This window comes from Streptomyces sp. NPDC058751 (assembly GCF_042746485.1).
GTDB lineage: Bacteria > Actinomycetota > Actinomycetes > Streptomycetales > Streptomycetaceae > Streptomyces.
This window is the reverse complement of record NZ_JBHYPZ010000042.1, coordinates 13537-40082: the sequence shown is the minus strand read 5'-3', so window position 1 is coordinate 40082 and position 26546 is coordinate 13537. Positions and strand designations below refer to the sequence as shown.

The window sequence follows — 26546 nt, the reverse complement described above, 5'->3', positions numbered from 1 at the left end:
ACAGTGAATCCATGCTCGATGGTTCCGGGCAAGCATCATGGCAGTGGTCTGTATTGCGGCCGGAGAAATGGTCTGGTCCGTGCGACGGAGCGGTGATTGTCTGTAGTGGAATTCACCCGGCGTGAATATCCCGGGCATCCGTCGGTGGTCATCCGCCAGACGGGGCCCCGGACATCGACGACGCGAAGGAGTGCCATGCACGCATCCACGCGCACACTGGACCTCGCTCCCGCACCCGTTTCCCTCGGCGTGCGGGTCACCGATACCCGGCTGCCCCCTCACGCGGCCATCGAGCTCTACACACTGCTGCGTCATGAATTCGGTGCCCGTGAGGTGTTCCTGCTGGAGGGCCTGGGCGGACCTGCGGAGCACCGAGGGCCGACCGTCGTCGGGCTCGGCCGGCTTGCAGAGATCCGAGTGCATGCCCGGCATGTGGAGATCGATGGCGCACCGTCTCTGGCTGCGGCCTTCGCCGGGTGCGCCGCCCGCGCCGGGCTCACCGCCGAACCGCCGACCGACGACACCGTAGCGAGATTCACGCCGACCGAACCGGATCAGGTGTGGCGGCTGTTGGCTGCCGCCCAGGACCTGTTCCAGGTGGAAACCGAGCTCGCGGCGTCCTCTTACACCTTCGGATTCCTGACCAGCGTCGCTTACGAGGCGGCTTGGCACATGGAAGAACTGCCCCGCCGTGACGAGGACGTGGGCCCGCCGGACCTCACCCTCACGCTATTCCGTGACACGGTGTGGTACAAACCCGGCACCGGCGACATCCGGTTGCTGCGGGCCGATCCCGTGGACGGCGGGGTCTTCCCGCCGCGTCACTTGCTCGACCTCGCGGCCCTGGCCAGGCAGGCGGCCGCTGCTCCTGCCACCGCCACCCCCGAAGCGCCCCGCGCGCGGGCCGTACGGGACTCCGTGGCACGCGAGACGTTCCTGGAGCGGGCCAGAATCTGCCTGGAACATATCGGTGTGGGTGACATCTACCAGATTCAGCTCGGCCACCGCATCGACGTACTCAGTGAGTTGACGCCACCAGACGTCTACCGTCGGTTGCGCGCCCGCAACCCCTCGCCGTACATGTACCTGCTACCGCGCGCCAAGGGCGAACTCATCGGTGCGAGCCCCGAGTTGTTCTTCCGCAGCGTGGACGGCGAGATCACCATGCGTCCGATCGCGGGGACCACCCGGCGCGGCCCCGATCAGGAGGAGAACGACAGGCGCGTCAAGGAGATGCTGGCCAGCTCCAAGGAGCTGGCAGAGCACATCATGCTCGTCGATCTGTGCCGCAACGACATCGGCCGGGTCAGCCTGCCCGGCACCCTGCCCGTGGACAGCCTGATGACGGTCGAGGGTTTCTCCCACGTCTTCCACCTCGTCTCGACGGTGCGAGGTCGGCTCGAACCAGGCACCTCGGCCTGGGACGCGCTGCGCGCGACCTTCCCCGCCGGCACCATGAGCGGCGCCCCCAAACTGCGCGCCATGGAGATTATCAACGCTCTGGAGGGTCAGGCCCGGGGAAGTTACGCGGGGGCGGTGGGGCTCATCGACGTATGCGGATGGGCCGAACTTGCCCTGTGCATCAGAACGATCGCGTACGACGCCGGGATCTTCTCGACCCAGAGCTCGGCCGGAATCGTCGCAGAGTCCCGGGCCGAGGCCGAATGGGACGAGACGCTGGCGAAGATGGGCGCCGCGTACTGGGCCCTGACCGGGGAGGAATTGGTGGGGGACGGTCCCGGATCCGGGGCGTACACGGAAGCGGCGGGCGAGGGGCGGATGGCGTGAACGTTCTGATCGTGGATGCGTACGACAGCTTCACGCACATCATCGACCGCTACATCCGCTCCCTCGGCGTGCGGACGCAGGTCGTGCGGTCCGGCACCAGGAGTCCGGACGAACTCGCCGCCAGGCGTCCCGACGCGGTCGTCCTGGGGCCGGGGCCCGGGCATCCCGCCGATTCGGGGCATGTTGAACTGGTCCACCGTTTCGCAGGAGAGGTGCCCCTGCTGGGGGTCTGCCTGGGACACCAGGCCATCGCGCTCGCCCACGGCGGCCGTGTCCAGGTCGCGGATCATCTGATGCACGGCCGGACCAGCACCGTAAGACACGACGGCATGGGGCTGTTCGCACGGGCCCCGCGGGCCGTGGAGGTCACGCGCTACCACTCGCTCGTGGTGGCCGAGCCGCTGCCGACGCAGCTGACGGTAACGGCCCGTTCACAGGACGACGGATACGTGATGGGGCTGCGCCATCGCGAACTCCCCATCGAGGGGGTGCAGTTCCACCCGGAGAGCATCACCACCACCGGCGGATTGGACATGCTCGCCGACTTTCTCTCCGTGGCGCACCGCTGACCAGCACCACGGCAGACGAGGGCCGGCCGTCGCACCGGCCCTCAGGCGGACCACGTCGTGCCTCGTTGTCCGCGGGGCAATATCGTCCAGACCCGGCCGAGTTCGCGCACCGCATCGACCAGCGCGGTCGTGGGAAGCCCGGCGTAGCCGATCACCAGCGCGGGGTCGGGCCTGCGGTCGAGCGTGACGAACTCCCTTCCCCCGCGCACCAGCACGGAGTGGCGAAGCGCTCCTGCCACCAGCAGCGCTTCATCGGTGCCCGGGGGAAACCGTAGACAGGCGTGCAGCCCGGCTGCCACACCGATTATGGTCGTACCCGGAAGATGTCGGTGGACTGCCTGGCCTAGGGCCTGTCGGCGGCCCCGGTAGCGGGCCCTTAGACGGCGCAGGTGGCGGTCCAGGGCGCCGCCCCGCAGCAACTCGGCATAGGCCAGCTGGGTCAACCCTTCCGCACCGAGGTCGCGTTCGCCGCGTACCTGTTCCAGCACGGCGAGCAGGGCCGGCGGTGCGGCCAGCCAGCCGAGCCGCAGAACGGGAGCCAGGGCTTTGCTGGCCGTGCCCGCGTACACGACACGGTCGGGCGCCATCCGCTGCAGGGCCAGTGGGTGCGGGTGGCGTTCCAGCCAGAAGTCACCGTCGTAGTCGTCCTCGATCAGGTAGCTGTCCGTCCTCCTCGCCCAGTCGACGAGCTCGGCCCGACGCCGCGGGGACAAGGTGACCCCTGTGGGGAACTGGTGGAACGGCGTCACCAGGACCGCCCGTACCCCGCTGCGGGCCAGCGCCGAGACGTCGATGCCCTCGGCGTCGACGGGGACGGGTACGGTCGGCAGGCCGGCCTCTTGGACGAACCGGTGCTGGCGGACCAGGCCCGGGTCCTCTACCGCCACTGTCCCCACACCCAGTCGGGGAAGTGCCGAGCACAGCAACGCCAGCCCATGTGCGAAACCCTGTACCACCATGATCTGTTCGGGTACGGTGCGCACCCCACGCACCCGGCCCAGATAGCGCGCCAGCTCCTCGCGCAGCGGCCGGACGCCCGACAGCGGCGGATAGCCGAGTTCCGCACGCCCCACACTCTGCAGTGCCCGCTGGTACGCCCCGGCCCACTCCCGGTGCGGGAAGTGTGCCGGTACCGCCCCGCCGGTCCGCAGATCCCAGCGCACCGCAGGCACCCGACCCTCGTCGAGCAGGGTCGGAGCCCGCGGGGCTGGGGCGAGATGCGCGGCCACCCGGGTGCCCGATCCCTGTACCGCCTCCAGATATCCCTCCGCGATCAGCTGCCCGTACGCCTCCACCACCACGCTGCGTGAGACGCGCAGATCGTCGGCGAGCGCCCGGCTGGACGGCAGACGGGTGCCCGGACGCAGAGCGCCCTCGGCGATCTCCCGTTTGACCGCCGTCTGGATCTGACTGGTCAGAGGTTGAGAGGAATCCCGTGAGACCTCGACCGAGGCCAGCCACGTCATCAACAACTCACTTGTGAAACAAGGAGATTGGACCGTCGGCGACGCTCCCGACTGGTCTGGTGCGGCAGGTGCGGCGGCTTCCAGACTGATCCGTGGGACGGCCCGCGCCCATCCGGCGGGGGCGCGACGATACTGGAGGGGATTTCGGTGCGGGAAACGGAGCGGGACTGGCCCGGACTGCTCGAAGCGGTGCTGAGCCGCACGGATCTGACGTCCGACGACACGGTGTGGGCGATGGAAAGTGTCATGCGCGGTGAGGTGAGCCCGGCTCGACTTGCCGGGCTGCTGGTGGCACTGCGCGCCAAGGGCGAGACCGTGGACGAGGTGTCGGGCCTGGTCAGCGGGCTGCTCGCGCACGCCGTGCGGCTGACCGTACCCGGGCCGACCCTGGACATCGTCGGCACCGGCGGGGATGGAGCCGGCACCGTCAACATCTCGACGATGGGCGCGATCGTGGCGGCCGGCGCGGGTGCCCGGGTGACCAAGCACGGCAACCGCTCGGCCTCCTCCGCGTGCGGCTCCGCCGATGTGCTGGAGCGGCTGGGAGTCGTCCTGGAACTGCCGCCGCGCGACATCGAGGGCATGGCAGAAGAAGCCGGGATCACCTTCTGCTTCGCCCCGCACTTCCACCCCGCGATGCGGCACGCCGCCCCGACCCGGCGGGAACTGGGCGTCGCCACGGTCTTCAACCTGCTGGGCCCGCTGTCCAACCCGGCCTCACCCACGGCCCAGGCGGTTGGCACAGCCCATGCCCGAACCGCCCCGCTGATTGCCGGAGTGCTGGCCCGCCGAGGGGTCAGCGCGTTGGTCTTCCGCGGTGATGACGGGCTGGACGAACTGACGGTCACGACTACCTCCAAGGTCTGGTCGGTCCAGGACGGGACGGTCTGCCGGGAGACGTTCGACCCGCTGGACGTCGGCATCGCCCGCGTCCGCGCCGAGGAACTGCGCGGCGGGAACGCCGAGCACAACGCTGGGGTCGTACGCGCACTACTCGCCGGGGAACGGGGACCGGTACGCGACGCGGTGCTGCTGTCCGCCGCCGCGGGGCTCGCCGCGCTGCGCCCCGCGTCGCTGCCCGTTGCCGAACGTATCGCCAGGGAGCTCGGACCCTGCGCCGAGGCGATCGACTCAGGCGCGGCCGCCGCCCTGCTGCAGCGGTGGGTGGAGCTCACCGGCAAGCGGGCCGCCGAGGGTTGAGGACGGCCACGCAGTCGTGGCAGCGCGGTGTCGATACCATCGCCCCGCCCCCCACGGCCGGAAGTTCAGCGGTGTCCGGCCTCGCGCAGGGCGCGAACCGCAGCGCTCGGCCCGTCACCTGTCACGAGGGCCGTGCCGACGAGTACGGCGTCCGCACCCGCCGCGGCACAGGCGGCCACGTCCCGCGCATCGCGGATGCCCGACTCGGCGACCCGCACCACGCCGTCCGGGACCCGCCCGGCGAGCCTGGCGAACGCCGTCCGGTCCACCTTCAGGTTGCGCAGATCCCGGTTGTTGATGCCGATCACCTCCGCTCCCGCGTCGACGGCCCGGGCGATCTCCTCCGCATCGTGCGCCTCGACCAACGGGGTCAGCCCGGCGCCACGTGCCTGAGCCACTAGGGCCTGTCGTCAAATTCCCGTCTGCCTCGCGACGCCTGGCACGCCCTCTCGCCGCACCGGGCGAAAGCCCCAGTACGTCCAGTACGAGGACTTCCGCCCGGCACTCCCCCGAGCTCTTCGAGCAGGGGGTACCCCCAGAGCACGCACCAGACGCCGCGAGACCGCCCTTCGGGCGACGACGGGAATTTGACGACAGGCCCTAGGGCCGGCAGGCGTTCGCGGTCCAGTGCGGTCACGATCAGCAGCACCAGGTCCGCGCCATGGGCCCGTGCCTCCCACACCTGATAGCGGCTCACCACGAAGTCCTTGCGCAGTACGGGAATCCGCACCCGTCGCCGCACCGCGCCGAGGTCCTCGAGATTGCCGCCGAAGTGCCGTTCCTCGGTCAGCACGCTGACGGCCGCCGCGCCGCCGTCCTCGTACGCGCCGGCCAGCGCCGCGGGGTCCGGGATGTCCGCGAGGTGTCCGGCGGACGGACTGATCCGCTTCACCTCGGCGATCACGCGCACTCCGGCGTCCGAGCGCAGCGCCGCCACTCCGTCCAGGGCCACCGGCGCGGCGGCTGCCCGCCGCCGCAGCTCCGTCAGGGGTACCCGGCTGCGGCGCACCGCCAGATCGGCGAGCACCCCGTTCACGATCGAGTCGAGTACGTTCACGCGGTGCCACTCCTCGCACACGATGCGGGGACGAGTCCCGACAGCCGCAGGATCAGGTCCTTCACATCCGTGACGTGCCAGCGCTCGCGCTCCGCGGCCGGATCGGAGCAGAGGAACACCGGTGCGTCACGTGCGTCGTCGGGCAGTCGGCCGTGGGTGCCGCGCACCACCGACGCGTCCAGCGGCACCACGGTCATCGGAGCCCGCATCCCGGCCCGTTTGCGCAACAGGGTGAGCGCGGCCCGCCCCTTCACCCAGCGGTCGTCCGGATCGAAGAAGAGTTCCGCCGGGTCGTAGCCGGGCTTGCGGTGGATCTCCACACCGCGCGCGAAGTCCGGTGCGCATGCGGCGTCGAGCCAGTAGTAGTACGTGAACCAGGCGTCCGGCTCCGCGACCGCGACCAACTCGCCCGACCGCTCGTGCCCCGCCCCGAGCTTCAGCTGTCCGGGCCGGTCGAGCACCTCGTCCACGCCCGGCAGTTCGCGCACCACGTCCCGGACCCGCGGGACGTCCGCCGGGTCGGCGACATACACCTGCGCCACCTGATGGTCAGCCACGGCGAACGCGCGGGACGTGTGGGGGTCCAGGTACTCCATGCCGCGCTGGGCATACACGGAGAGCAGACCCGCGCGCCGCAGCGCCCGGTTGATGTCGACGGGTCGGCGCGCGGCGGTGATGCCGTACTCGCTCAGCGCCACCACCGTGGTGCCCCGCCCACGCAGTTCGCTCAGCAACGGGGCAAGGGCGGCGTCGGCCATGCGCGCGGCCCGGATCGCCTCGGGGCCGTCGGGCCCGTACCGCTGCAGGTCGTAGTCGAGATGCGGGATGTACACGAACGAGAGGTCGGGCGAGACGGTCCGCACCACGAGACGTGCTGCGGCGACGATCCACTCGGTGGCGGAGATGTCTGCGGCCGGGCCCCAGTACCGGAACAGGGGAAACGGTCCGAACGCGTCGGTGAGGGCGTCCCGCAGCCCGACCGGACGGGTGTAGCAATCGGGTTCCTTCCTGCCGTCGTAGCGGTACACCGGACGCGGCGTCAGGATGGTGTCGACGTCGGCGCCCATCGCGTACCACCAGCACAGGTAGGCGCTGCGGTGCGAAGGGTCCAGTGCGCGTGCGGCCTGCCACACCTTTTCGCCGGCCACGAGGCCGTTGTGCTGCCCCCAGAAGCGCACCTCGCCGTGGTCGCGGGCATACCAGCCGTTGGCGACGGCACCGTGCTCGCCGGGATGCAGTCCGGTGATGACACTGGCCTGGACCGTGGAGGTCACAGCGGGGAAGACGGTCGTCAGCAGGGAGGTAAAGCCCTCCTCGCCGATCGCGCGCAGATGCGGCATATGGGGCAGCAGCCGTGGAGTGACCCCGACCGTGCACAGGACCGCCACCGCTCGGCGTGAGTTCATCGGCCGTCCTCCTTCAGCCCGAGCCCACGCAACTTGCCGCGCGTCCAGTCGAGTTCCGCCGCGATGCCCCGTGTCAGGGCCGACGGGCCCGCGGGGCGCTGCCCGGGCGGCAGCACGTTCCAGGTGTACGTCTCGACCTCGACGTGGTCCGTGCCGGCTGCAGGCCCGCCGAACAACCCGGCCAGGGTGGCTTCGAGCACCGGACGGGTGGAGTCCAGCGGTGGCTGCGGATCGGCGTGCAGCGGTACGTGGAAGTGGACGCGCCAGGCAGCGTCTCCTGGCAGTCCGTCTGGGCCGAGCGCCTCGTCCAGGTCGTCCGCGGGCATCGGCAGGGGGGGAGCCGACTCCCTTGTCTGGTGCAGGAACCGGGGTTCGACGAAATCCGAGAGCACGGTCCTTGCCTCCGGGGACCGGGGCCGCGGCACGTGCAGGGCACAGGAGGCCTGGAGCTTCACGACGGACACTCCGGCGGCCGCCAGCTGCTCCAGTGCGGCCGCGGGTTCCTCGAAGGCCACGGCGAGATGGCAGGTGTCCAGGCAGATCCCCAGTGCCTCCGGGTCGCGGTTCGCCAGCAGCCGTACGGCGTGCTCGGTGCGCTCGACGACACAGCCCGGTTCGGGCTCGAAGCCGACCCGGACCGGCCGCCCTTCTTCGGCGGCGAGCGTGGCGAGGCCCACGGCGAGTCGGTCGAGGGCGTCCTCGGCGGCCGCCTGCCGCTGCGGTGACCACCAGGCGCGCCAGCCCAGAGGCAGTGTGGAGATGCTGCCTCGAACGGCGTCGTCCGGCAGCAGCCGGGATAGCACGCGCGCCAGATCGAGGGTGTAGCGCAGCCTCGCGGCGTCGGCCCAGTCCGGGAGATAGACGTTTCGCTTGACCCGGGGCGCGTGAAAACCCTGGTAGGGAAAGGCGTTGAGGGACAGGACCTCCAGACCGCGGTCGGTGAGCGCGCGGCGCAGCCCAGCCACGGCCGCGGGGTCGACGGCGAGCTCGTCCGCGGCCTGCCGCGGGATCCACAGGCCCACGCCGAGCCGGTCCACGGCCAGACGTTCCCGTACCGGCACGGCATGGCGGTCCAGCTGGGCGAGGATCCCCTCAAGCGACTCGGCGGGGTGCACATTGGTGCAGTACGCGAGATGGACGGTGCTGCCGTCCGGATGCGTGAAGCGCATATGCTCTCTCAACTCCCCCCGCGGAGAATAGAGTTGCCCTTATGGGCGGCGTAGGCCGTTGCGGACGCCGAGTCCGGTCGGAGCCGACCGCTCTGCCCGTAGAAGGCGACCGGGTTGCGCCACAGCACCTGGTCCACGGCGTCCTCATCGAATCCGGCCGCGAGCATTGCCTCCCCGGTCGCTCGGGTGAGCAGGGGGTCGCTGTGGCCCCAGTCGGCCGCGGAGTTCACCAACACCCGCTCGGTGCCGTACTGCTTCAGGATGCGTACCATCCGGTCCGGATCCATCTTGGTGTCGGGATAGATCGAGAACCCCATCCAGCAGCCGGTGTCCACGACATCGGCCACTGTCACCTCGTTGAGGTGGTCCAGCGCCACCAGGGCCGGGTCGATGCCGGATGCTGCGATCAGATCCAGGGAGCGCGCGGTACCCGCGGCCTTGTCACGGTGAGGCGTGTGCACCAAGGCGGGCAGTCCGTGCTCCCGCGCGAGGTCGAGCTGTGCCGCGAACGCCTTCTCCTCCTCGGGCGTCCCGGAGTCGAAGCCGATCTCACCGACGGCCACCACCGAGTCCTTCGCCAGATAGCGGGGCAGTAGATCCAGTACGCCGATGCAGCGCGGGTCGTTGGCCTCCTTGGGGTTGAGCGCCAACGCGCAGTGGTGGGCGATACCGAACTGAACGGCCCGGTAGGGCTCCCACCCCAGCAGCGTGTCGAAGTAGTCGGTGAAGCTGCCCACGCTCGTGCGCGGCTGTCCCAGCCAGAAGGCGGGCTCTACGACGCAGCGCACCCCAGCGGCGCGCATGGCCCGATAGTCGTCGGTGGTTCGGGACGTCATATGGATGTGCGGGTCGAGAATCTGCATCACACACCACTCCTGGTCGGTGGGACGGTGGGGGGTGCGGCGAGCAGCGCCACCGCGTCGGGCGGCGCCGGGCGGCCCGCGGCCTCACGTTCCCGCACGAGGTCGCCCAGCATTCGCAGCAGCGGCGCGTCGCAGCGGTCGCGGAGCGCCGCGACGGAGGACAACGGCACCTCCGTGAAAAGGCACTTGAGTACCGCGTGGCGCCACAGCGGCTGGCTCAGGTGGCGCGCTGCGTACGGTCCCACGGCGGCTTTCAGTAGTCGGCCGTCGTTGGTCCGCAGCGCGTCCTCGGTCAGTTCGATCGCCGCCGGGCCGAGCCCGAGCAGCGGTAACGACCGCAGTACGGAAAGGCGTTCAGCCGCGTCGCCGTACCGGTAGCAGGTCAGGGTCTCGGCGAGCCGCCGATCGTCCCGCACCGGCACGGCCAGCAGCAGGAGTGCGCGCGCCGCGTCCGCCATGGTCCAGTCGGAAAGCCCGGGCAGTGGCCCGTGCCCGCAAGAGCGCCCGGCGGCCGGGAACAACGAGGCGATCTCTCCGGCCGATGCACGGACTCGTTCCCCGGCCGTGCTCAGCCACGCGGCAGCGGCCGGGTCGAGCGCACGCTCCAGGGCGAACCGCAGGTCGGCGGGGGACGGCGTGCCACAGGCCGCGTCCCCACTGCGGTTGCGGCGAGCGGGTACCGAGGTCAGGGGGATCTCGAGAGCGGCGAGCGAGGGAGTCCCGGTCACGGAGCCCTGCGGCGAACTGCACGGTCTCTCATCGGCGTCGGGCACGTGAGGCGTGTGGGCTCCCGGTGAAGGGTGACGGTCCGTCCCGTCCAGGGCGCTCATGTGGGAGACACCCGTCGGGAGAGGCGTCGGATCGGCGGGAGTGCCGCGGCGAGCAGCAGCGCGGGCAGCGGTGCGCCGGCCCGCGCGGTGAGCGCCGCCTGGAGCGGCACCATGGCGTGAATGCCGGCGCCGACGGACGCGCGGATCCGGTCCGCGGTGGGCTGCACGGCAGCCGCCGCTTGGGGGACGCCGAAGCGATAGGCGTACCAGCCCGCCAGGGCGGTCTGGGCCACCCTGGCGGGCCGGACTCGACGACCGGCCTGAAGGGGGAGGGCGGTCGTCGCGGCGACCGCGGCGGTAACCGTGAGCGTCGCGACCGGCACGGCGGCCGACGCTCCGTACACCTCGCCCCGGCTCAGCCGGGTCACCGCGGCCGTGTGGGCTGCCATTGTTACGGCAGGGAACAGGGCATGGGCCATGCCCCGCCGCCCGCCCGCCGTGGCGCCCAGCATGACGTCGAGCCCGCGCGCGAGGGCCATCGCCGCCGGGCCGCAGGGACTCGACTTGAGCTTCATGTCGTACGCCCACACGGTGGCCGCCAGCGGCACGGCCACGGCGAGCGCCCTGCGTCCGCCACTGAGTGCAGTCAGTCCGATCCCCGCCGCGGTGCCGCCGACGGCGACGGCCAGCGCGGTGCCCGCACGGACCCGTCCCGACGGCACTGGACGATGCGAGCGCTCGTAGGCGTCGATGGTCCGGTCGGCGTAGTCGTTGAGCGCCATGCCGGCCCAGTACAGACAGATCGAGGCGGCGGCGAGGCCGACGACCTCGGAACGCAGAGGTGCTCCTGCGGCCGTCGCTCCGGCCAGCACGTCGCCGGGCACTGTCAGCGCGGCGGGAGCGCGCACGAGTTCGTACAGAGCGCGGGGCATCAGAGCCTCACCGACCCGGCCCAGCCGAGCAGCGCCCCGTACTGCGCGTCGAGCGCGTGCTCCGGCCGTGCGCCCGGCACCCCGGCCGCGGTGGCGAGGCTCTCCTCGACGGGATCCTTGAAGAAGAATCCGAACTGGGTCTGTGGCCCGCTCGCCCCCGACCTGCGGGCGATCGCCATGAGTCGGACCAGGTCGAGCACCAGGGGCGCGGCGAGCGCCGAGTCGCAGCCCTGCCAGGTGAACTGCAGTGTCATCCGCACTCCGAGGAACCCCTCGAAGCCGATGTGGTCCCAGGCCGTCTTCCACTCCCCGAGGTCGGGTACATCGTCAATGTGTGTCTCGCCCTGCACACGGTGCCCGAGGATCCGCTCCAGCACCTGGTTCTTGGACCGGGTCTTGCTCCGGGCCGCCCTCGGGTCCCGGAGCGTCGCTCCGTCGCCGCCGCCCAGCAGGTTCGTGCCCGACCAGGACCGCACCCGAAGCGCACGCTGCGCGAACATCGGCGCGAGCACGCTCTTGACCAGGGTCTCGCCGGTCTTACCGTCACGCCCCGTGTACGGCACGCCGAGGTCGACGGCGAGCGACTCGAGCGCGGGCAGCCGGATGCCCGTCGAGGGCGTGAAGTCCACGTACGCGCAGCCCGCGAGTAGGGACGCGTACGCGTACAGGGAACTCGGCGGCAGCACGTCCGCCCGTTCCTCCAGTGTCAGGCGCAGCTCCGCGGGTGTGGTCGGCAACCCGGCCGGGTCGACGTCCGGTTCAGTGGAGGAGAGGTTGACGACCACCACGGTGTCCAGGCCATTGAGCTCGCGGAAGGACACCAGGTCGGCGGCGAGTGCGTCGGCGTGCCGCGCCTGGGGTCCGCCGGCCGCGGGCCGGGTGCCCAAGCGGACCTCCCGGTCGGCCCTTTCCAGCGCCTCGCCGAGCGCGGCGGTCACGAACGGGGGCAGCACCCCCGCGTCCACGAGTTGTTCGGCCCGCTTGCGCAGGGGGACTGCCACGATGTCGTGCCCACCGAAGACCAGGTCGCCGAATCCGGGCAGCGCAAGCCCGCGCAGCGGCTCCTTCTCCGTGACACAGCCGGTCGGCTCCGCAAGCCCGGCGGCGAGCGCTGCCGCGCCGGCCACCACGGTGGTGGCCACCGATCCCCGTGCGCCCACCAGCCACACTCCGGTCCGCTGTGCCATGGTTCCGCCTCCGGTTGTGTCCGTGCTTGGTTCGGTCTCGGTGGGCCAGCATGGTCGGCGGCTCTATGGACCCGGCAACTCGCCACTATCACGGGTCCAACCGGCCCCGGGACACCGGCACCTGAGCGGCGAAGACACCCTCGGCGAAGGCCTGCTCCAGCATGGTCCGCCAGGGGGCGAGGGGCGACATGCCGGCCCGTGCCCAGCCCTCCTGTCCCAGGACGCTCCAGGACGGCCGCGGTGCGGTGCGGGGATACCGGTCGGAGCCCACGGGCCTGACCCGGGCTGGGTCGAGTCCGGCCCGTACGAAGGCGCAGCGGGCCAGCTCGCACCAGGTGGCCCGGCCTGCGGCGGTCCCGTGGTAGATGCCGGGAGGGGCGGAGCCGGCTGTCGCGGACCGGCCCAGCTCCACCAGTCGCGTGGCCAGTGCGCCGGTCCAGGTGGGCTGTCCCGTCTGGTCGTCGACGACCTCCAACTCGTCGCGCTCGGCCGCCAGCCGCAGCATGGTGGTCACGAAGTTCGGGCCGTGCGCCCCGTAGAGCCAGGCCGTGCGGATGGTGTACCCGTGCGCAGGCAGTAGTTCGCGGACCGCACGTTCGCCCGCGAGCTTGGTACGGCCGTAGGCGTTGACCGGTGCCGGTTCGGCGTCCTCCGCCCAGGGGGCCGTGCCCCCACCGGGAAAAACGTAGTCCGTGGAGACATGCAGCAGCCGGGCCCCGTGCTGGGCACAGGCGGCAGCCAGCTGACGCACACCGGTGGCGTTGACGGCCTTCGCTGCCGCTTCGTCGGCTTCCGCACCATCCACGTTCGTCCAGGCCGCCGTGTTGACCACCACATCATGTCCCGCCACCGCGTCCCGCACCGCCGCGGCGTCCGTGATGTCGAGACCGTTGCGGTCGAGCGCGGTCGTACGGGGCTCCTCGTCCGCCGCGCGCAGGGCCGCGACGACGTCACGGCCGAGCATTCCCGCCGCGCCGGTGACCAGCCAGCGCGTCACCGGGGGAGCTCCGCGCGTTCCCGGAGCGGCTCCCACCAGTCGCGGTTGTCGTGGTACCAGCGGACGGTGTCGGCGAGTCCCTCCGCGAAGGAGACCCTCGGACGGTAACCGAGTTCGTCGCGGATCTTCGTGATGTCCAGGGAGTACCGCAGGTCGTGCCCCTTGCGGTTGGCGACGTAATCCACCCGGTCCCAGCCGGCCCCGCAGGCGTCCAGGAGCAACCCCGTCAGCTCCTTGTTGGTCATCTCGACACCGCCGCCGATGTGGTACACCTCGCCGGCCCGGCCGCGATGCAGAACCAGGTCGATACCGGCGCAATGGTCCGAGACGTGCAACCAGTCCCGGACGTTGCCGCCGTCGCCGTAGAGCGGAACCGGGTCTCCCTCCATGAGCCGGGTGATGAACAGCGGGATCATCTTCTCCGGGAAGTGGTAGCGGCCGTAGTTGTTCGAGCAGCGGGTGACGACCACGTCCATGCCGTGGCTGCGGTGCTGGGCCAGGGCGAGCAGGTCTGAGCTGGCCTTGCTGGCCGCGTAGGGGGAGTTGGGAGCCAGCGGCTGGTTCTCGGTCCACGAACCCCGCTCGATCGAGCCGTACACTTCGTCGGTGGAGACGTGGACGAAGCGGCCGACCCGGTGCCTGCGCGCCCCGTCCAGCAAGGCCTGCGTGCCCAGCACGTTCGATGTCACGAAGTCGCGGGCCCCTATCAGTGAGCGGTCCACATGCGACTCGGCGGCGAAGTGCACTACCGCGTCATGGCCCGACATCACCGAATCGACGAGGTAGGCGTCGGTGATGTCGCCGGGCACGAAGGTCAGGCCCGGATGGTCGGCGACCGGGGCGAGATTCGTGAGGTTGCCGGAGTAGGTGAGTTTGTCCAGTACGGTGACCTGGACATCGGCCGGAGAAAGCAGTGTGCCGGAGAGCGTGGCGCGGACGAATTGCGAACCTATGAAGCCGGCGCCACCGGTGACGAGGATTCTCATGGCTGCCGGAGCTTAGCCGAGTGATGGCCTTCGCAGCGGGGCCCGGCATATCCGCCTAAGCGATCCCTAAGGGCTCGCATGCACCATGGCGGGTATGCGCGGAATCCTTCTTGCAGGTGGCACCGGATCCCGGTTGTGGCCGGTCACGAAAGCGGTCTCGAAGCAGCTCATCCCTGTCTTCGACAAACCGATGGTCTACTACCCTCTCTCCACGCTCCTGATGGCCGGAGTGAGCGAGGTACTGATCATCACCACCCCGTCGGACCAGGAACCGTTCCAGCAACTGCTCGGTGACGGCTCCCAGTTGGGAATCAGTCTCGAGTACGCGGTCCAGGAGCGTCCCGATGGCCTGGCCCAGGCATTTCTGATAGGGGAGAAGTTCATCGGCGACGCCCCGGTGGCGCTCGTGCTCGGCGACAACGTCTTCTACGGAACCGGACTGGGACGGAACCTGGCAGCCGGTGCTCCGGAACGCGGCGGGCGTATTTTCGCCTGCCCGGTATCGGATCCGCGCGCGTACGGGGTGGTCGAATTCGATGAGCGGGGGAAGGCGGTGTCCGTGGAGGAGAAACCCGCCCACCCCAAATCGAGATACGCCGTGCCCGGTCTGTACTTCTACGACAACCAGGTGGTCGACATCGCCCGCTCGCTCACCCCGAGCCCACGCGGTGAGCTGGAGATCACCGACGTCAACACCGTCTATTTGAACCGCGGTGAACTCCAGGTCACCGTGCTCGACCGGGGCACGGCCTGGCTGGACACGGGCACCTTCGCTTCGCTGGTGCACGCCTCGGAGTTCGTCCGGGTCATCGAGGAGCGCCAAGGGCTGAAGATCGGCTGCGTGGAGGAGGCGGCCTGGCGCTCTGGCCATATCGACGACGCTCAACTGGCCAGGCTCGCGGAGCCGTTGGCCAAGAGCGGCTACGGCGACTACCTGCTCGGACTGCTCGACACCGCACGGCCGAGGACGCCATGAAGATCAGTGGACTCTCCCTCCCCGGCGCCCTTCGGGTTGTCCCGCGCCGACATGCCGATCCACGCGGGGTCTTCCTGGAGTGGTACCGTCCCGACCTGCTTGCCGAGGCGCTCGGCCACCGGCCCCCGGATATGGTGCAGGGCAACCTGTCTGTGTCCGCGCGCGGTGTGGTGCGGGGCATCCACTTTGCACAGGTGCCGTACGGGCAGGCGAAGTACGTGACCTGCGTGAGCGGCGCAGTCCTCGACGTCGTCGTCGATCTGCGGGTCGGCTCACCCGGTTTCGGCCGGTGGGAGGCCGTCCGGCTCGACGACACGGAGCGTGCCGCGGTTTATCTCCCCGAGGGGTTCGGACACGGCTTCTGCGCGCTGAGCGAGACCGCCACGGTCAGCTATCTGGTCTCCCGGGCGTACGAGCCGGAGCGGGAGCATTCCGTGCACGCCCACGACCCGGAACTCGGCATCGCCTGGCCGGTCCGGGAGGCGCTGCTGTCACCCCGCGACCAGCAGGCACCGACCCTTTCCGACCTCCTGGAGCGGGGCCTGCTGCCCCGGTACCGGGACTGCCTCGAGCTCGTCAGGGGAGGATGACGCTGCGGGACTGCGCGGCATCCCCGATCGGCTCCGTACGGCCGGGACGCAACCGCCAGACCCCAGGTCGCGTCTCAACCCCGCCGTACGCCCCCGGGGCGTCGCCGGATCGAGGTGCCACCGAGCGCCCGGCGCGTCGTGCCCAGGCCTCCAGCCGTCGGTCGGCCAGCTCCCCGGCCGTCTCCAGACAGCGGCCGAAGAGCTCCTCGGCCTCGGCTCCCCGGCTGGCGACGAGGGCGAGGAGCGCCCGGCAGCGCAGCACCTCGAAGCGAGCCCGGGGGTCTGGCGCCGCGTCGGCCGCCTGCTGTGCCTCGGCGGCCAGGCGCGCCGCCTCCTGCAGGGAACCGTGTTCCAGATGCAAGTCTACGAGTCCGGCGAGTGAACGTGCCGCCTCGGCGTCGCTCCCCGCCTGCCGCGCGGTCCTTCTCGCCTTCTCGAAATGATCGTAGGCATCGTCGAACCGCCGCTGCTGCCAGGCGAGGTCGCCCAGCGAGCGAAGCGCGCGGGCCCGACCGGCTCCGTCGCCCGTAGCCTCGGCCGCGCGCAGCGCCGCCTCCTGCGTCGTGGCCCAGTCGTCCCACGCCGCCGTTGCCTCCAGGAAGTCGCCGACGGCACCGGCCAGCCGTAGCACGGGACACCACTGTCCGGCGTCGGCCGCCGCGCGCACCGTCCATACGAGCGCCGTCTGTTGCTCGGCGAACCAGTGCGGCGGGCGCGGCCCCATGGCATGGGACGACAGGACCGGACCGGTGGGCCGGGCAAGCGCGCGGTCGTCGGCGACGACCAGGACACCGGACCACTCGGCGGCGTCGGCATACGCCGTGCACAGCCGCCCGATGGCGGCGTGCCGCGCCTTGGTGGTGTCCTGCTCGGCCAGTTCGACGGCGAGGAGCCGGTGCAGGAGTGGGATCTCGTAGCCGCAGTGGTCCGCGCCCTCGACGGCCAGCAGCCCGTGCCGGACGAGCCGGTCGAGCAGCGCCTCGGCGGCGACCGGCGCGATGCCGAGTACGGCGGCGGCCGCGTCCCCGGTGAACGGACCCGGCGGCAGGACGCTCAGCAGTCGGAAGGCGTCGCGCTCCGGTGCGGAGCACTCCTCATACGCGTCCAGCAGACGGGCCCGTACGTCGAGGCCGTCGTTGCATAGTTCGTCGAGCCGGGTCTTCTCGGCACGCAGCCGGTTCGCCAGGGCCTTCGCCGTCCAGTGCGGATGAGCGGTCAGTCGTGCCCCGGCGACGCTCAGGGCGTATGGCAGCCGGTCACAGAGGGCGACGATCTCCTGGACCGTCTCCGGTGCCGCCTGCGCAGCAGCGGGGCCACCTGCCACGGTGAAGATCTTCTCGGCCTCGGTCTGTTCGGGCGGCCGAAGTCGGAGCGTCGTAGTCGGCCGGAGCCGTCCAGGCAGGTAACGCACGGTGATCAGCGTGGCGGTGCCGGGCGGCCCGGGGAGGACGTCGCCCAGGTCCTGCGCGCGGTCCGCGTTGTCCAGGACGACGAGGAGGCGCCGGCCTTCGACGAGCCGGTTCAGCAGAGCCCGGCGGGCCGCAGGCTGGTCGGGCAGGGGGGCGGGCGCCCCGAGCGCGCGCAGCAACCGCTCGGTGATCTCGACGCGCTCGGTGGATTGGGCCGTACGCAGGTCGATCAGGATGCGTCCGTCCGGGAAGTCGTCCGCCAGCATCTGGGCGGCCTGTAGGGCGAGGGCGGACTTGCCCGTGCCTGGTGCGCCGGTGACGACCACCATGGCCGAATCCTCGCGCAGGAGCCCGACGAGGTGGTCGAGTTCGGCCTCGCGCGCGGTGAACCGGACGTCTGGGGGCGGGAGTTTCCCGGACGGGGGCGGTGGCTGCGGGCCGGAACCAAGGGAGCGCACCACGTGCTCAGCCGTGTGTAGAAGTCTCGGATCGCCGGAGAGCAGCCGCTGGTGCAGCTGCTGGAGCGCGGGACCGGGTTCGATGGCGAGTTCGTCGACGAGAGTACGGCGCAGGGCCGAGAACGTCTGAAGTGCCTCTGCCTGTCGGCCGGAGCGGTAGAGGGCCACCATGAGATGGGCGTGCAGTTCCTCGCGCAGTGGATGCTCCGTCGTCGCGGCCCGCAGCTCGCCGAGGAGTTCGTGATGGCGGCCGAGATGCAGATCGGCTCGGATGCGCTGCTCCAAGGAGGCCATGCGCAGCTCCGACAGCCGTGCCGCCTCGGCCGACAGCAGCGGTCCCGCAGGGGTGTCGGCGAGGAACCGCCCCCGCCACAGGGCGAGCGCCCGGTCCTGCAGCTCGGAGGCCTTCGCGTGCTCCCGCTGTTCGGCCGCGGCCACCCCCTGCTGGTACAGCACCTCGAAGCGGGTGAGGTCGAGCCGGCCGGGATCGAGCCGGATCAGGTAGCCGGGGCGGCGGGTCACGATGGCCTGCTGGGCCTCGTCGGAGTCCGCGAGCCCCAGGAGTTTGCGTAGTTGGGAGATGTAGACCTGAATGGTGGTCGTCGCCGTGCGCGGCGGCGTCTCCCCCCAGAGTTCGTTGATCAGCGTCTCGGTCGGTACGGGCTCACCCGCCCGCACCAGAAGGGTGGCGAGGACGATCCGGTGCTTTGCCGCGCGGGGCGTGACGTAACAGTCCGCGGTCGTGGGACGAAGTACTTCCAGCGGGCCGAGTAAGTGAAATCTCATGGTGTCGACTTCCGTCGCTCTCCTCTGTCGCGTTCGGTCCGGGAGTCAGAAGCCCTGGTAGACCTCGGACGTCGCCTCCAGGACCGTCCGGCCCTTCTGATGGACGGTCAGGACCAGGGGTACGCACGGGTATCCGTGCTGGTCGACCGAGAGTGTCCCCGGCACGACGGTGCAGTGCAGTGGGGCTCCCGCGACGGCCGAGCCGCGGCGGCGGACGGCCAGAGCGGTTGTCGTACTGTGCCGGGGATTGAGGCCGCAGGCCAGCCGCGCACACAGCAATGACGCCTGTCTGACCACCTCCACCAGGGCCAGATCGGGAACGGCCTGGCCTGGCGCCGCACCCAGGCCTGGCAGATCGCGGGGGATGAGGACAGGAGAGGTGAGACGGCCGTACGAGGAGAGCATGGGCGTGCCGAGGAGGACGGACCCCGGGGAGACGCGTCCCACGTCGACGGGGCGGACCGCGACGGCGGGACCCGCGGGGTCGGGTGCGTGGACGGGCATGGGCACCAGGAAGCCGAGTGCTGCCCGGACGCCGGCGCAGGGAATGGCGTTCAGGAAGACCGTGCTCTCGAACTCGAGCCGGTGCGCGGTACCGTCCAGGACGCCGGACGGCCGTACGCACAGATCCAGGGTGACGGACGTCCGGTCGTCGTTCGCGCGCCAGGCCGCCGGATCGTGGATGTCCAACTCGAACACGGAGAACTGGGCGGGGAGATACGGGGGGACACCGAAGTGTTGGTACCCGATGAAGCTGCCCGCCTCACGCACCAGCTCGGTGAGGAACTGCCAGTCGCGGAAGTATCCGTCGTGCTCCCCGGCCGGCCCTGGCCCGGAGGGCAGCTCACCGGAGAGGGAGAACCGCTCGTTGCCCCGTGAGGGAGTGTCGACCGCGAAGTAGTTCCACGAGGGCGAGCGGTGGACGAGGTGGAACGCCGGAGCTGGTGGGCTCAGCAGGCAGTACGGTATATCGCCTTTGCTCACAGCTCCTTGCCCCCGCTCCGGCTCATGGTTCCCGGTCCTCCCCACGATCGCTGTCGGACGTCTGTTCGGGCCAGAAGTGGGTGCTGGCAGGAACCTGCATGACCGAGAGTTGCATCGGGCGACTGGTGCTCTGGCGAGGCTCACGTAGTGTCGGTGAGGGGGTCGAGCAGACCCTGTACCGCCGCTTGCGCTCCTGCCTGGAAGCGGCTCGTGGCCTTGAGTTCCGTGGCGATCTCGGAGATGTGGCGTCGGCAGGTGCGGACGGACATGCCGAGCCGGCGTGCCACCAGCTCGTCCTTGTGCCCCTCGGCCAGCAGCCGGATGATCGCCCGCTTCACCTCGTCGATGGCCGGCTTGGCGTCGCTTTCGTCCTGCCCGAACGGCAACGCGGCCCGCCACAGCAGGTCGTGGACCGAACAGAGGTAGTCGACCAGGGTCGGCTCTCGGACGATCACCGCCGCGCGGGCGGGGTCGGAGGGTCTGCGCTGGCGCAGGAAGGCGACCTCCCGGTCGATGATGATGAGGCGGTCGATTACCTCCTCGGTGGTACGGAACTGGCCGCCTTCGGCGGAGACCGCCCGGGCCAGAGCCTCGGTCCCTGGATCCGTGCGCGCGGTGTGCTGGTAGATCGAGCGCAGCCGGACGCCCCGGGTCACCATGGCCAGGCAGCTCTCCTTGGCGGATTCCAGCACGTGCGCGGGGCGGGCGCCGCCGGGCTGCACCGTCAGGACCTCGCTCTTGCTGCGCTTGAGCAGCGAGTCGATCATCGACTGGACGGTGTCCGGTTCGCTGATCGTGTCGAACGCCTCCAGACGGTTGCGCATCTTGCGGCCCTCGAAGTAGATGGGCTGCAGTGCGTCGAGCTGGCTGCGGAGTCTGGCGACGTGCTGCTCCATCTGCCCCATGTGCTCTTCCATGGGCCCCAGAAGCTCTGAGGAGGCGGCATCCGGGCTGACAGGCGCCAGCCGGCGCGGGTCCCCGGGGGTTGGGTGCAGTAGGCGCAGTACGCGCAGCACCCGCTCGGTCCGTTTGACGTCCTCCGGGGACAGGCCCAGCTCGTCGGCTATCGCCTCCGCTCTGAACTGCCCCTCGAGTACGGCTAATCGATAGGCCTCGGCGCTCACATCGTCCAGCCGGTCGAACTCGGAATCCGCAGGGCTCTCCACGACTCAGCCTCCCCTGATTAAGTGCAGTTGCTGCAGTGCAACTATATGCCAGGGCTGTTCGGGCGTCCTTGGAGTAATGATTGGGGTGGGGCGGCGCTAATGCCGTGTCGTGAATCAGAATGCGCCTCGTCGAATCGGAGAGACTCGTGCACTTTTCCAAGGCCAGGGACTTCTTCCATGCCCGACGCGTGCTGCGGGGAGTGCTGGTAGGCATCGCCGCGTCGGTTGTCGCCGTCACCGGGACCAGCGGGATTATGGGTGGTGAGGCCTACCGCGAGGCTCCGGCGCAGGCCACTGCCCAGGTCTCCGAGGGTGAGGGTTTCGGCGACCCCATCTGGGACTGAACGAAAGCGAGATAAATCAGACGGGCAGGCCCACTGCATCCCCCGGTAGTGGGCCTGTCGCTTTGCTGCGCAGCGGAGTCCTACGCTCCGGTATCGCTGGTAGAAGTCTCAACTGAGAAGTATGGTAAGACGGAGGGAACTCCAGGTGTCCACGTATTTCTGGCCAATCAGCGCCGATAATCGACCTGTTCTGGTGAAATGACACCTGTGCGGTCGGACGTCGTCACCGGAGCCGGGAGGGCTCCGGGCGCAGGCTGGTCCGGGTGTCCAGGAGGTGAGTCCGCCCACTACGCTCGACGAGCAGGGCGACGGGCGCCACCGCGTCGGTCACCTCGCCGATCACCGCGGCGCCCCTGCCGTACGGATGGGCCCGCAGGGCGTCCCGTACGACGTCTGCCGCATCCGGCGCCACGAACAGACACAGACAACCCTCGTCCGCGGTGTGCAGCGGGTCGATGCCGAGTAACTCGGCGGCGGATCCGACCTCGTGCTGAATCGGCAGTGCATCCTCGGTGATCCGTATGGTCTGTCCCGCAGCCATAGCCTGCGCTCGCAACACCCTCCCCAGGCCGCCACGCGCGATGCGATGCACCTGGCGCACCGCGCCCGGCTCCACCGACCGCACCACGTCGCGCAACATCGTGTTCAGCGGGTGGCAGCCGCTCGGCACCAGGTTCTCCAGCCCGAGCCCCTCACGGACCGACAACAGGTGCACCGCCCAGCCACCCAGCGACGAGCTGAGGACGAGGACATCCCCCGGTACCGCGGCCCGCGTGTGCACGGGTTGCCGCGGCGCCGTTCCCCCCGCCGTGCTGTGCGCGAAGAGCCGGTTGGCGTCGCCAGCCCGTACCACCCGTGTCTCCAGGCCGCGGACATCCACCTCCGCCTCCTGGGCGGCTTCCCCGGCCGAGGTCAGCACCCGGCGCAGCAGCGCGACAGGCAACCCTGCCTCGACCGTGAGGCTCAGCGTGACCCACCGTGGGGCGACGCCACCGGCGGCGAGGTCGTTGACGGTGGCGCACACGGCCAGCCGGCCGATGTCCCCGTCCCCGAAGAAGGGTGGATCGACCGCGTACGAACCGCTTGCGACAGCCGGCTCCCCGGCCCTAGCCGGTTCGAGCACCGGTGCCCCGCCCAGGAGTTTGGCCGCCAACTCGCCGAGGCTCCCGTAGGCGTCGTCGTCCAGCGTCATCTGCCCGTTCTCAAGCGGGTCTTCGTTTCTCACTCGTGCCCCCTCCCGGCCGGATCGTCCTCGTCGGCTGCAAGGTGTCGGGCCAAGGAGCAAGTCTGCCCGCAGTGAGCGGCCGGAGCGAGGGGGGCCACCCCGGCGGGCCGGACCGTACCGGTCTGCACAAAGGCTCCTTTAGGACGCGGTGTTAGTCATGGAGATGGTTGAGACGCGAGTGAGTTCGCCGCTCGAGGATCCGAGCGGCACGGCACTCGCTGAACGGGGAGGCCATGTCTTGAAGCCGTCCATGGCGCACAACACGGGGGAATGCGCTTTCCGCCTGCTGGGGCCGATCGAAGTGTCCGTCGGCTCCCGGGTCCTCGAACTGAGGGGAGTACGGCAGCGGGCCCTGCTGGCCCGGCTGGTGCTGGCCCAGGGTCGGGTCGTGCCTGTGGACACCCTGGCCCGTGATGTGTGGAACGGCAATCCGCCGAGCAGCGCCCGCACCCAGGTGTCCATCTGTGTCGCCGCGCTGCGCAAGCTCTTCCGGGACGCGGGTGCGGGCGACGACGTCATCACCACGACGGCGCCCGGATACCGGCTCGCGCCGACATGTCACTGGACCGACCTCGCAGAGTTCGCCGAGAAGACGGACGAGGGGTACGAACTCGCCCGTCAGGGACGCGCCGGGCAGGCGGCCGAGCGGCTGCACGAGGCCCTCACGCTGTGGCGCGGCCCGGCCTTCGCCGATCTGACCTCCGACTTCGCGGAGTTGGAGGCCGTCCATCTGGCACAACAGCGGATTCTCGCCACGGAGCAGTTGATGGTGCTCCGCCTGGAACTCGGTGAGCACCGTTCCCTGGTCAGCGAGCTCACCGCACTGGTACGGGAGAACCCGCTGCGGGAACAGCTTCGTGCCTGCCTCATGCTCGCCCAGCACCGGTCGGGCCAGCGCGCCGATGCCCTGCGCACGTTCCGTGAGGGGCGAGCCCTGACCATCGACGAGCTCGGACTGGAGCCGGGCGCCGATCTGCGCTCGGTGCACGACCAGATCCTGCATGACGAACCGGAGCCCTCCGCCCCCGCCGGACCGTCCCTCCCGCTGATACCGCGGCAGGTCCGGGTACCCTCTCAACTTCCTGCGGACAGCATTGTGTTCACCGGCCGCCGGGCCGAACTGCGGCACATGGACGAGGCGCTCGCCCCACGCAACCCGGACCGTGGCGCACTTGTTTGCTGCATCGTCGGCCCGCCAGGAACAGGCAAGAGCGCGCTCGCGGTGCACTGGGGCCACCGGGCCGCAGCCGACTTCCCTGGCGGACGGCTCTACGCCGACCTGCGGGAGACCGCGGGCCGACCGCCCCGGCATGCCGCCGGCCAGGTGTTGCGAGGGTTCCTGCGAGCGCTCGGCGTGCCCCCGAGGCAGATTCCCACCGGGCTGGAGGAATGCGCGACCCTCTACCGCAGCCTGCTCGCGGACCGCCAGGCGTTCATCGTCCTGGACCATGCCAGCTCTTACGAGCAGATCGGACCCCTGCTTCCCGGCGACGGCCCGTGCCGCGTCGTGGTCACCGGGTCCGAACTTCTCATGGACGGCGGCACCGCCAAGGTCCTCAGACTGGGCGGCCTGGCCCAGGATGAGGCGGAGCGGTTGTTGGCGCAGAGCGCGGGAGCGGGCCGTATCGCAGCTGATCCGGTCGGCACGGCCACGCTCGTACGATTTTGCGCGCGACTGCCCGTCGCCCTGCGGGCTGCCGGTGCCCGGCTGGCTGGGAAGCCGCACTGGACGGTGGCGGACCTGGTCGAGCGGATGACCGACCGGCACCGACTGCTGGACGTACTCGACCACGGCGAGAACTCGGTCCGTGCCTGCTTCGACCGGGCTCTGCACCTGCTGTCGTCCGAAGTGGCGGACCACTACGACAGGTTGGGTGCGGTGACGGCCCCCGCCTTCGATGTGTGGACCGGTGCGGACGTACTCGATCTCGGCGTGCGCGACGCGGAGGACGCCCTGGAACGGTTGGTGGATCTGCATCTGCTGGAAGTGGCGGGCCGCGACGACTGCGGAACGCTGCTCTACCGCTTGCCCGCGCTGCTCAGGCTGCATGCCGCTGAGCGGCACGCGGCATTGCCCCGTGCCGTGGCCTGGCGTCGTGAACTCGCTCTGACGGCGCCCGGAGCCGCGACCACCATCGCCCCGCGACACGGGATCGACCGCGGTTGAGCGGACTCTTGACGGAACTTGACGGGGAGGACGGAAGGTGCTCACAATCCATTTCACCGCGCAGGACCTGACCCGGATCAGACTGCGGCCCACCCTGGGCCCAGTCGCCGAGACGGTTTTCGCGCTCGGCATGCTGGGCCGGACCGGCAGTGCATCACAGGTGCGCTGGCGCAACCAGATGAGCTGGCATCTGCGCCGGTCGACCCCGCTGACCCAGATGCTCACCTCGGCGCAGCGCAGGATCCAGGCACCGGGCGACCTGCTCTGCTTGATCGACCGGGCACCCACCGCGGACGGCTCGGCGCTGCGCTCGGCGGGGATCAGCCGTCGTGACGCCGCGGCCGAGATCACCCGGGTGTGGCACTCCGCCCTGGAACCGTACGCGAGCCGTATGCATGCCCGGCTGGCCGCGGAGTGCGATGCCCGGGGGAGGATCACCATGACCGGCGGCGTCGACCGGCTCTTCTCGACGTTGCACTCCCGGATCAGATGGAACTCGCCGGTGATGGAGATCCCCGCCCCGCCCCAGGAGGTCTTCCTGGACGGCCAGGGCCTCCTCCTGGTGCCGTCGCTGTTCCTCTCCCAGCACCAACCGGCCGTACTGATCGGTGCCGAGCCCGAGACCGGACAGCCGGCCCTCGTGTTCGCGGCGCCCGCCAATGCCGCGGCCGCCGCCGGGTTGTGGGACACCCCGGCCACCTCGTCGCAGGCGCTGAGCGCCCTGGTCGGCCGGACCCGGGCCGCCGCGCTACGGGCCCTCACCTCGTCGTGCACCACCAGCCAGCTCGCCGAACTGCTCGGCATCTCCTCGGCCGGTGCCAGCCAGCACACCGCCATTCTGCGCGAGTCGGGGCTCATCACCACCATGCGCAACCGCAACACCGTGCTGCACACGGTCACTCCGTTGGGCATGGCGCTGCTCGGCGTCCCGCATACGGAGCGAGCCACAGGGCCCGAGACGCAGGAGACGCGCCCGGAGATCGCGGCCGGGTGACCGGCCTCGGACGCCGCCCCGCGCTGCGCCGCTCCCAGGAAGACAGGCCCACGTGATCCAAGGAGACCCCTTGCGCCTCGGGTACGGAACCAATGGTTTCGCCAACCACCGCCTGGACGATGCCCTGCGCACCATCGCCGACCTCGGATACACGGCGGTGGCGCTCACGCTCGATCATGCTCACCTCGACCCGTTCGCTCCCAGTGCAGCGGCCGAAACGGCACGCGTGGCCCGGCTGTTGTCCGAGCTTGGCCTGCGCTGCGTGGTGGAGACAGGAGCCCGGTACCTGCTCGATGCGCGGCGCAAGCACCACCCCACCTTGGTGTGTGACGAGCCGGCCCGCCGGATCGACTTCCTGCGCCGCGCGGTGCGTGTGGCGGCCGATCTCGACGCGGACTGCGTCTCTTTCTGGTCGGGCATCAGGCCCTCCGCCGTCGCCGCGGACACGGCGTGGCAGCGCATGAAATCGGGTGTCGTGGAGGTGCTTCAGGACTGTGAGCGGTACGGAGTGCCGCTCGGCCTGGAACCGGAACCCGGCATGTTTGTCGAGCACCTCGAGCAGGCGTTGGCCCTGAGGGCCGAGCTGGGCGACCCGGCCCTGCTGGGCATCACCCTGGACGTCGGTCACTGCGTCGCCGTCGAGCCGGTCGACGCGGCGGCCTGCATCCGCCGTGCCGCGGATCTGCTCGTCAACGTGCAGCTGGACGACATGCGGCAGGGAGTCCATGAACACCTCGAATTCGGCACGGGCGAACTGGATCTGAGGGGCACGCTGGCCGCGCTGCGGGAGACCGGCTATCGCGGGATCGCCGCGGTGGAACTGCCCCGGCACAGCCACGCTGCGCCGCAGGTTGCCGCGCGGGCTCTGGACGCGCTGCGCGGGGCCCTCGCCCCGTAGGGGGGTTTCCCCGAAGTCCCTCCAGCTCGCGGCTCTTGGCACGGCGCCTAGCGGGCGGACGACACCACTTTCGTGCCCCGGACCCGGACCCGGTCGGGGCGAGCCGCTGAACGGGCGGTGCCCCGAGACGCGACGGGGGTGAGCGCATCCCGGGGCACC

22 protein-coding genes and 2 pseudogenes are annotated in these 26546 nt (G+C 70.5%); 9 read left to right on the top strand and 15 right to left on the bottom strand.

Annotated features, from left to right (window positions below):
• Nucleotides 1-105: 105 nt before the first annotated feature.
• The gene (locus ACFW6B_RS31645; RefSeq protein WP_386601413.1) at nucleotides 106-1788 is read left to right on the top strand and encodes an anthranilate synthase component I family protein; all 1683 of its coding nucleotides are present in this window, start codon (nucleotides 106-108) and stop codon (nucleotides 1786-1788) included.
• Nucleotides 1785-2357 (top strand): anthranilate synthase component II, encoded by a 573-nt coding sequence (locus ACFW6B_RS31640; protein ID WP_386601411.1) that lies wholly within the window; start codon nucleotides 1785-1787, stop codon nucleotides 2355-2357. Before ACFW6B_RS31645 ends, ACFW6B_RS31640 begins: the two co-directional genes overlap by 4 nt.
• A gap of 41 nt (nucleotides 2358-2398) precedes the next feature.
• On the opposite strand, the gene ACFW6B_RS31635 is transcribed toward ACFW6B_RS31640, so the two are convergent.
• Nucleotides 2399-3823, bottom strand: coding sequence for a PLP-dependent aminotransferase family protein (locus ACFW6B_RS31635; RefSeq protein ID WP_386601409.1), 1425 nt, complete (start codon nucleotides 3821-3823; stop codon nucleotides 2399-2401).
• A gap of 147 nt (nucleotides 3824-3970) precedes the next feature.
• Here ACFW6B_RS31635 and trpD point away from each other — a divergent pair, with 147 nt between their 5' ends.
• Complete coding sequence (gene trpD / locus ACFW6B_RS31630) at nucleotides 3971-5023, top strand: anthranilate phosphoribosyltransferase (RefSeq protein WP_386601407.1); 1053 nt, start codon at nucleotides 3971-3973, stop codon at nucleotides 5021-5023.
• Between the two features lie 65 nt (nucleotides 5024-5088).
• Here trpD and ACFW6B_RS31625 read toward each other — a convergent pair.
• From ACFW6B_RS31625 to rfbB, 10 genes and pseudogenes are all read right to left on the bottom strand, one after another.
• Nucleotides 5089-5406: pseudogene (locus ACFW6B_RS31625) on the bottom strand (indole-3-glycerol-phosphate synthase TrpC); the annotation flags it as partial.
• 218 nt (nucleotides 5407-5624) lie between these two features.
• A pseudogene (locus tag ACFW6B_RS31620) lies at nucleotides 5625-6080 on the bottom strand (indole-3-glycerol-phosphate synthase); the annotation flags it as partial.
• On the bottom strand, nucleotides 6077-7486 hold the full coding sequence (locus ACFW6B_RS31615; protein ID WP_386601404.1) for an alkaline phosphatase family protein: 1410 nt from the start codon (nucleotides 7484-7486) through the stop codon (nucleotides 6077-6079). The pseudogene ACFW6B_RS31620 and the gene ACFW6B_RS31615, both read right to left, overlap by 4 nt.
• Complete coding sequence (gene eboE / locus ACFW6B_RS31610) at nucleotides 7483-8655, bottom strand: metabolite traffic protein EboE (protein ID WP_386601402.1); 1173 nt, start codon at nucleotides 8653-8655, stop codon at nucleotides 7483-7485. Before eboE ends, ACFW6B_RS31615 begins: the two co-directional genes overlap by 4 nt.
• 8 nt (nucleotides 8656-8663) lie before the next feature.
• Nucleotides 8664-9518: a TatD family hydrolase gene (locus ACFW6B_RS31605; protein ID WP_386601400.1), complete on the bottom strand. Its 855-nt coding sequence runs from the start codon at nucleotides 9516-9518 to the stop codon at nucleotides 8664-8666.
• The gene (locus tag ACFW6B_RS31600; RefSeq protein ID WP_386601398.1) at nucleotides 9518-10246 is read right to left on the bottom strand and encodes an EboA domain-containing protein; all 729 of its coding nucleotides are present in this window, start codon (nucleotides 10244-10246) and stop codon (nucleotides 9518-9520) included. The genes ACFW6B_RS31605 and ACFW6B_RS31600 overlap by 1 nt, the downstream gene beginning before the upstream one ends.
• 98 nt (nucleotides 10247-10344) lie before the next feature.
• A complete protein-coding gene (locus ACFW6B_RS31595; RefSeq protein ID WP_386601396.1) occupies nucleotides 10345-11220 on the bottom strand; it encodes an SCO3242 family prenyltransferase in 876 nt (291 codons plus the stop codon).
• The gene (locus tag ACFW6B_RS31590) at nucleotides 11220-12407 is read right to left on the bottom strand and encodes an inositol-3-phosphate synthase (protein ID WP_386601394.1); all 1188 of its coding nucleotides are present in this window, start codon (nucleotides 12405-12407) and stop codon (nucleotides 11220-11222) included. The genes ACFW6B_RS31595 and ACFW6B_RS31590 overlap by 1 nt, the downstream gene beginning before the upstream one ends.
• An 88-nt stretch (nucleotides 12408-12495) precedes the next feature.
• A complete protein-coding gene (gene rfbD / locus ACFW6B_RS31585; RefSeq protein ID WP_386601393.1) occupies nucleotides 12496-13404 on the bottom strand; it encodes a dTDP-4-dehydrorhamnose reductase in 909 nt (302 codons plus the stop codon).
• Nucleotides 13401-14390, bottom strand: coding sequence for a dTDP-glucose 4,6-dehydratase (rfbB, locus tag ACFW6B_RS31580; protein ID WP_386601390.1), 990 nt, complete (start codon nucleotides 14388-14390; stop codon nucleotides 13401-13403). Before rfbB ends, rfbD begins: the two co-directional genes overlap by 4 nt.
• A gap of 94 nt (nucleotides 14391-14484) precedes the next feature.
• Between rfbB and rfbA the strand changes: the two genes are divergently transcribed.
• Nucleotides 14485-15366, top strand: a complete 882-nt coding sequence (gene rfbA, locus ACFW6B_RS31575; protein ID WP_386601388.1) for a glucose-1-phosphate thymidylyltransferase RfbA — start codon at nucleotides 14485-14487, stop codon at nucleotides 15364-15366.
• On the top strand, nucleotides 15363-15956 hold the full coding sequence (gene rfbC / locus ACFW6B_RS31570) for a dTDP-4-dehydrorhamnose 3,5-epimerase (protein WP_386601386.1): 594 nt from the start codon (nucleotides 15363-15365) through the stop codon (nucleotides 15954-15956). The genes rfbA and rfbC overlap by 4 nt, the downstream gene beginning before the upstream one ends.
• Here the strand turns inward: rfbC and ACFW6B_RS31565 are convergent.
• From ACFW6B_RS31565 to ACFW6B_RS31555, 3 genes are all read right to left on the bottom strand, one after another.
• Entirely contained in the window at nucleotides 15943-18609 is a 2667-nt protein-coding gene (locus ACFW6B_RS31565; RefSeq protein ID WP_386601384.1) for a BTAD domain-containing putative transcriptional regulator, read from the bottom strand. The two genes, rfbC and ACFW6B_RS31565, sit on opposite strands and share 14 nt — an antisense overlap.
• 45 nt (nucleotides 18610-18654) lie before the next feature.
• On the bottom strand, nucleotides 18655-19593 hold the full coding sequence (locus ACFW6B_RS31560; RefSeq protein ID WP_386601383.1) for a hypothetical protein: 939 nt from the start codon (nucleotides 19591-19593) through the stop codon (nucleotides 18655-18657).
• A gap of 140 nt (nucleotides 19594-19733) precedes the next feature.
• Entirely contained in the window at nucleotides 19734-20759 is a 1026-nt protein-coding gene (locus tag ACFW6B_RS31555) for a hypothetical protein (RefSeq protein ID WP_386601381.1), read from the bottom strand.
• Between the two features lie 119 nt (nucleotides 20760-20878).
• On the opposite strand from ACFW6B_RS31555, the gene ACFW6B_RS31550 reads away from it, so the two are divergent.
• Entirely contained in the window at nucleotides 20879-21103 is a 225-nt protein-coding gene (locus ACFW6B_RS31550) for a hypothetical protein (RefSeq protein WP_386601379.1), read from the top strand.
• A gap of 223 nt (nucleotides 21104-21326) precedes the next feature.
• On the opposite strand, the gene ACFW6B_RS31545 is transcribed toward ACFW6B_RS31550, so the two are convergent.
• Entirely contained in the window at nucleotides 21327-22328 is a 1002-nt protein-coding gene (locus ACFW6B_RS31545) for an AIR synthase-related protein (RefSeq protein ID WP_386601377.1), read from the bottom strand.
• 238 nt (nucleotides 22329-22566) lie between these two features.
• On the opposite strand from ACFW6B_RS31545, the gene ACFW6B_RS31540 reads away from it, so the two are divergent.
• The 3 genes from ACFW6B_RS31540 to ACFW6B_RS31530 all read left to right on the top strand — a co-directional run bounded on the left by ACFW6B_RS31540 (nucleotide 22567) and on the right by ACFW6B_RS31530 (nucleotide 26387).
• The gene (locus tag ACFW6B_RS31540; RefSeq protein WP_386601376.1) at nucleotides 22567-24495 is read left to right on the top strand and encodes a BTAD domain-containing putative transcriptional regulator; all 1929 of its coding nucleotides are present in this window, start codon (nucleotides 22567-22569) and stop codon (nucleotides 24493-24495) included.
• A 37-nt stretch (nucleotides 24496-24532) separates the two neighbouring features.
• Nucleotides 24533-25489: an ArsR/SmtB family transcription factor gene (locus ACFW6B_RS31535; protein WP_386601374.1), complete on the top strand. Its 957-nt coding sequence runs from the start codon at nucleotides 24533-24535 to the stop codon at nucleotides 25487-25489.
• A gap of 70 nt (nucleotides 25490-25559) precedes the next feature.
• Complete coding sequence (locus ACFW6B_RS31530) at nucleotides 25560-26387, top strand: sugar phosphate isomerase/epimerase family protein (protein WP_386601372.1); 828 nt, start codon at nucleotides 25560-25562, stop codon at nucleotides 26385-26387.
• Nucleotides 26388-26546: the final 159 nt, after the last annotated feature.

Excerpts from the sequence above, each read along its gene's own strand:
- ACFW6B_RS31635 (WP_386601409.1), bottom strand. The coding sequence starts at position 3,823 with ATGACGTGGCTGGCCTCGGTCGAGGTCTCACGGGATTCCTCTCAACCT.
- ACFW6B_RS31615 (WP_386601404.1), bottom strand. The coding sequence starts at position 7,486 with ATGAACTCACGCCGAGCGGTGGCGGTCCTGTGCACGGTCGGGGTCACT.
- eboE (WP_386601402.1), bottom strand. The coding sequence starts at position 8,655 with ATGCGCTTCACGCATCCGGACGGCAGCACCGTCCATCTCGCGTACTGC.
- ACFW6B_RS31605 (WP_386601400.1), bottom strand. The coding sequence starts at position 9,518 with ATGCAGATTCTCGACCCGCACATCCATATGACGTCCCGAACCACCGAC.
- ACFW6B_RS31595 (WP_386601396.1), bottom strand. The coding sequence starts at position 11,220 with ATGCCCCGCGCTCTGTACGAACTCGTGCGCGCTCCCGCCGCGCTGACA.
- ACFW6B_RS31590 (WP_386601394.1), bottom strand. The coding sequence starts at position 12,407 with ATGGCACAGCGGACCGGAGTGTGGCTGGTGGGCGCACGGGGATCGGTG.
- rfbB (WP_386601390.1), bottom strand. The coding sequence starts at position 14,390 with ATGAGAATCCTCGTCACCGGTGGCGCCGGCTTCATAGGTTCGCAATTC.
- rfbA (WP_386601388.1), top strand. The coding sequence starts at position 14,485 with ATGCGCGGAATCCTTCTTGCAGGTGGCACCGGATCCCGGTTGTGGCCG.
- rfbC (WP_386601386.1), top strand. The coding sequence starts at position 15,363 with ATGAAGATCAGTGGACTCTCCCTCCCCGGCGCCCTTCGGGTTGTCCCG.
- ACFW6B_RS31565 (WP_386601384.1), bottom strand. The coding sequence starts at position 18,609 with ATGAGATTTCACTTACTCGGCCCGCTGGAAGTACTTCGTCCCACGACC.
- ACFW6B_RS31550 (WP_386601379.1), top strand. The coding sequence starts at position 20,879 with ATGCGCCTCGTCGAATCGGAGAGACTCGTGCACTTTTCCAAGGCCAGG.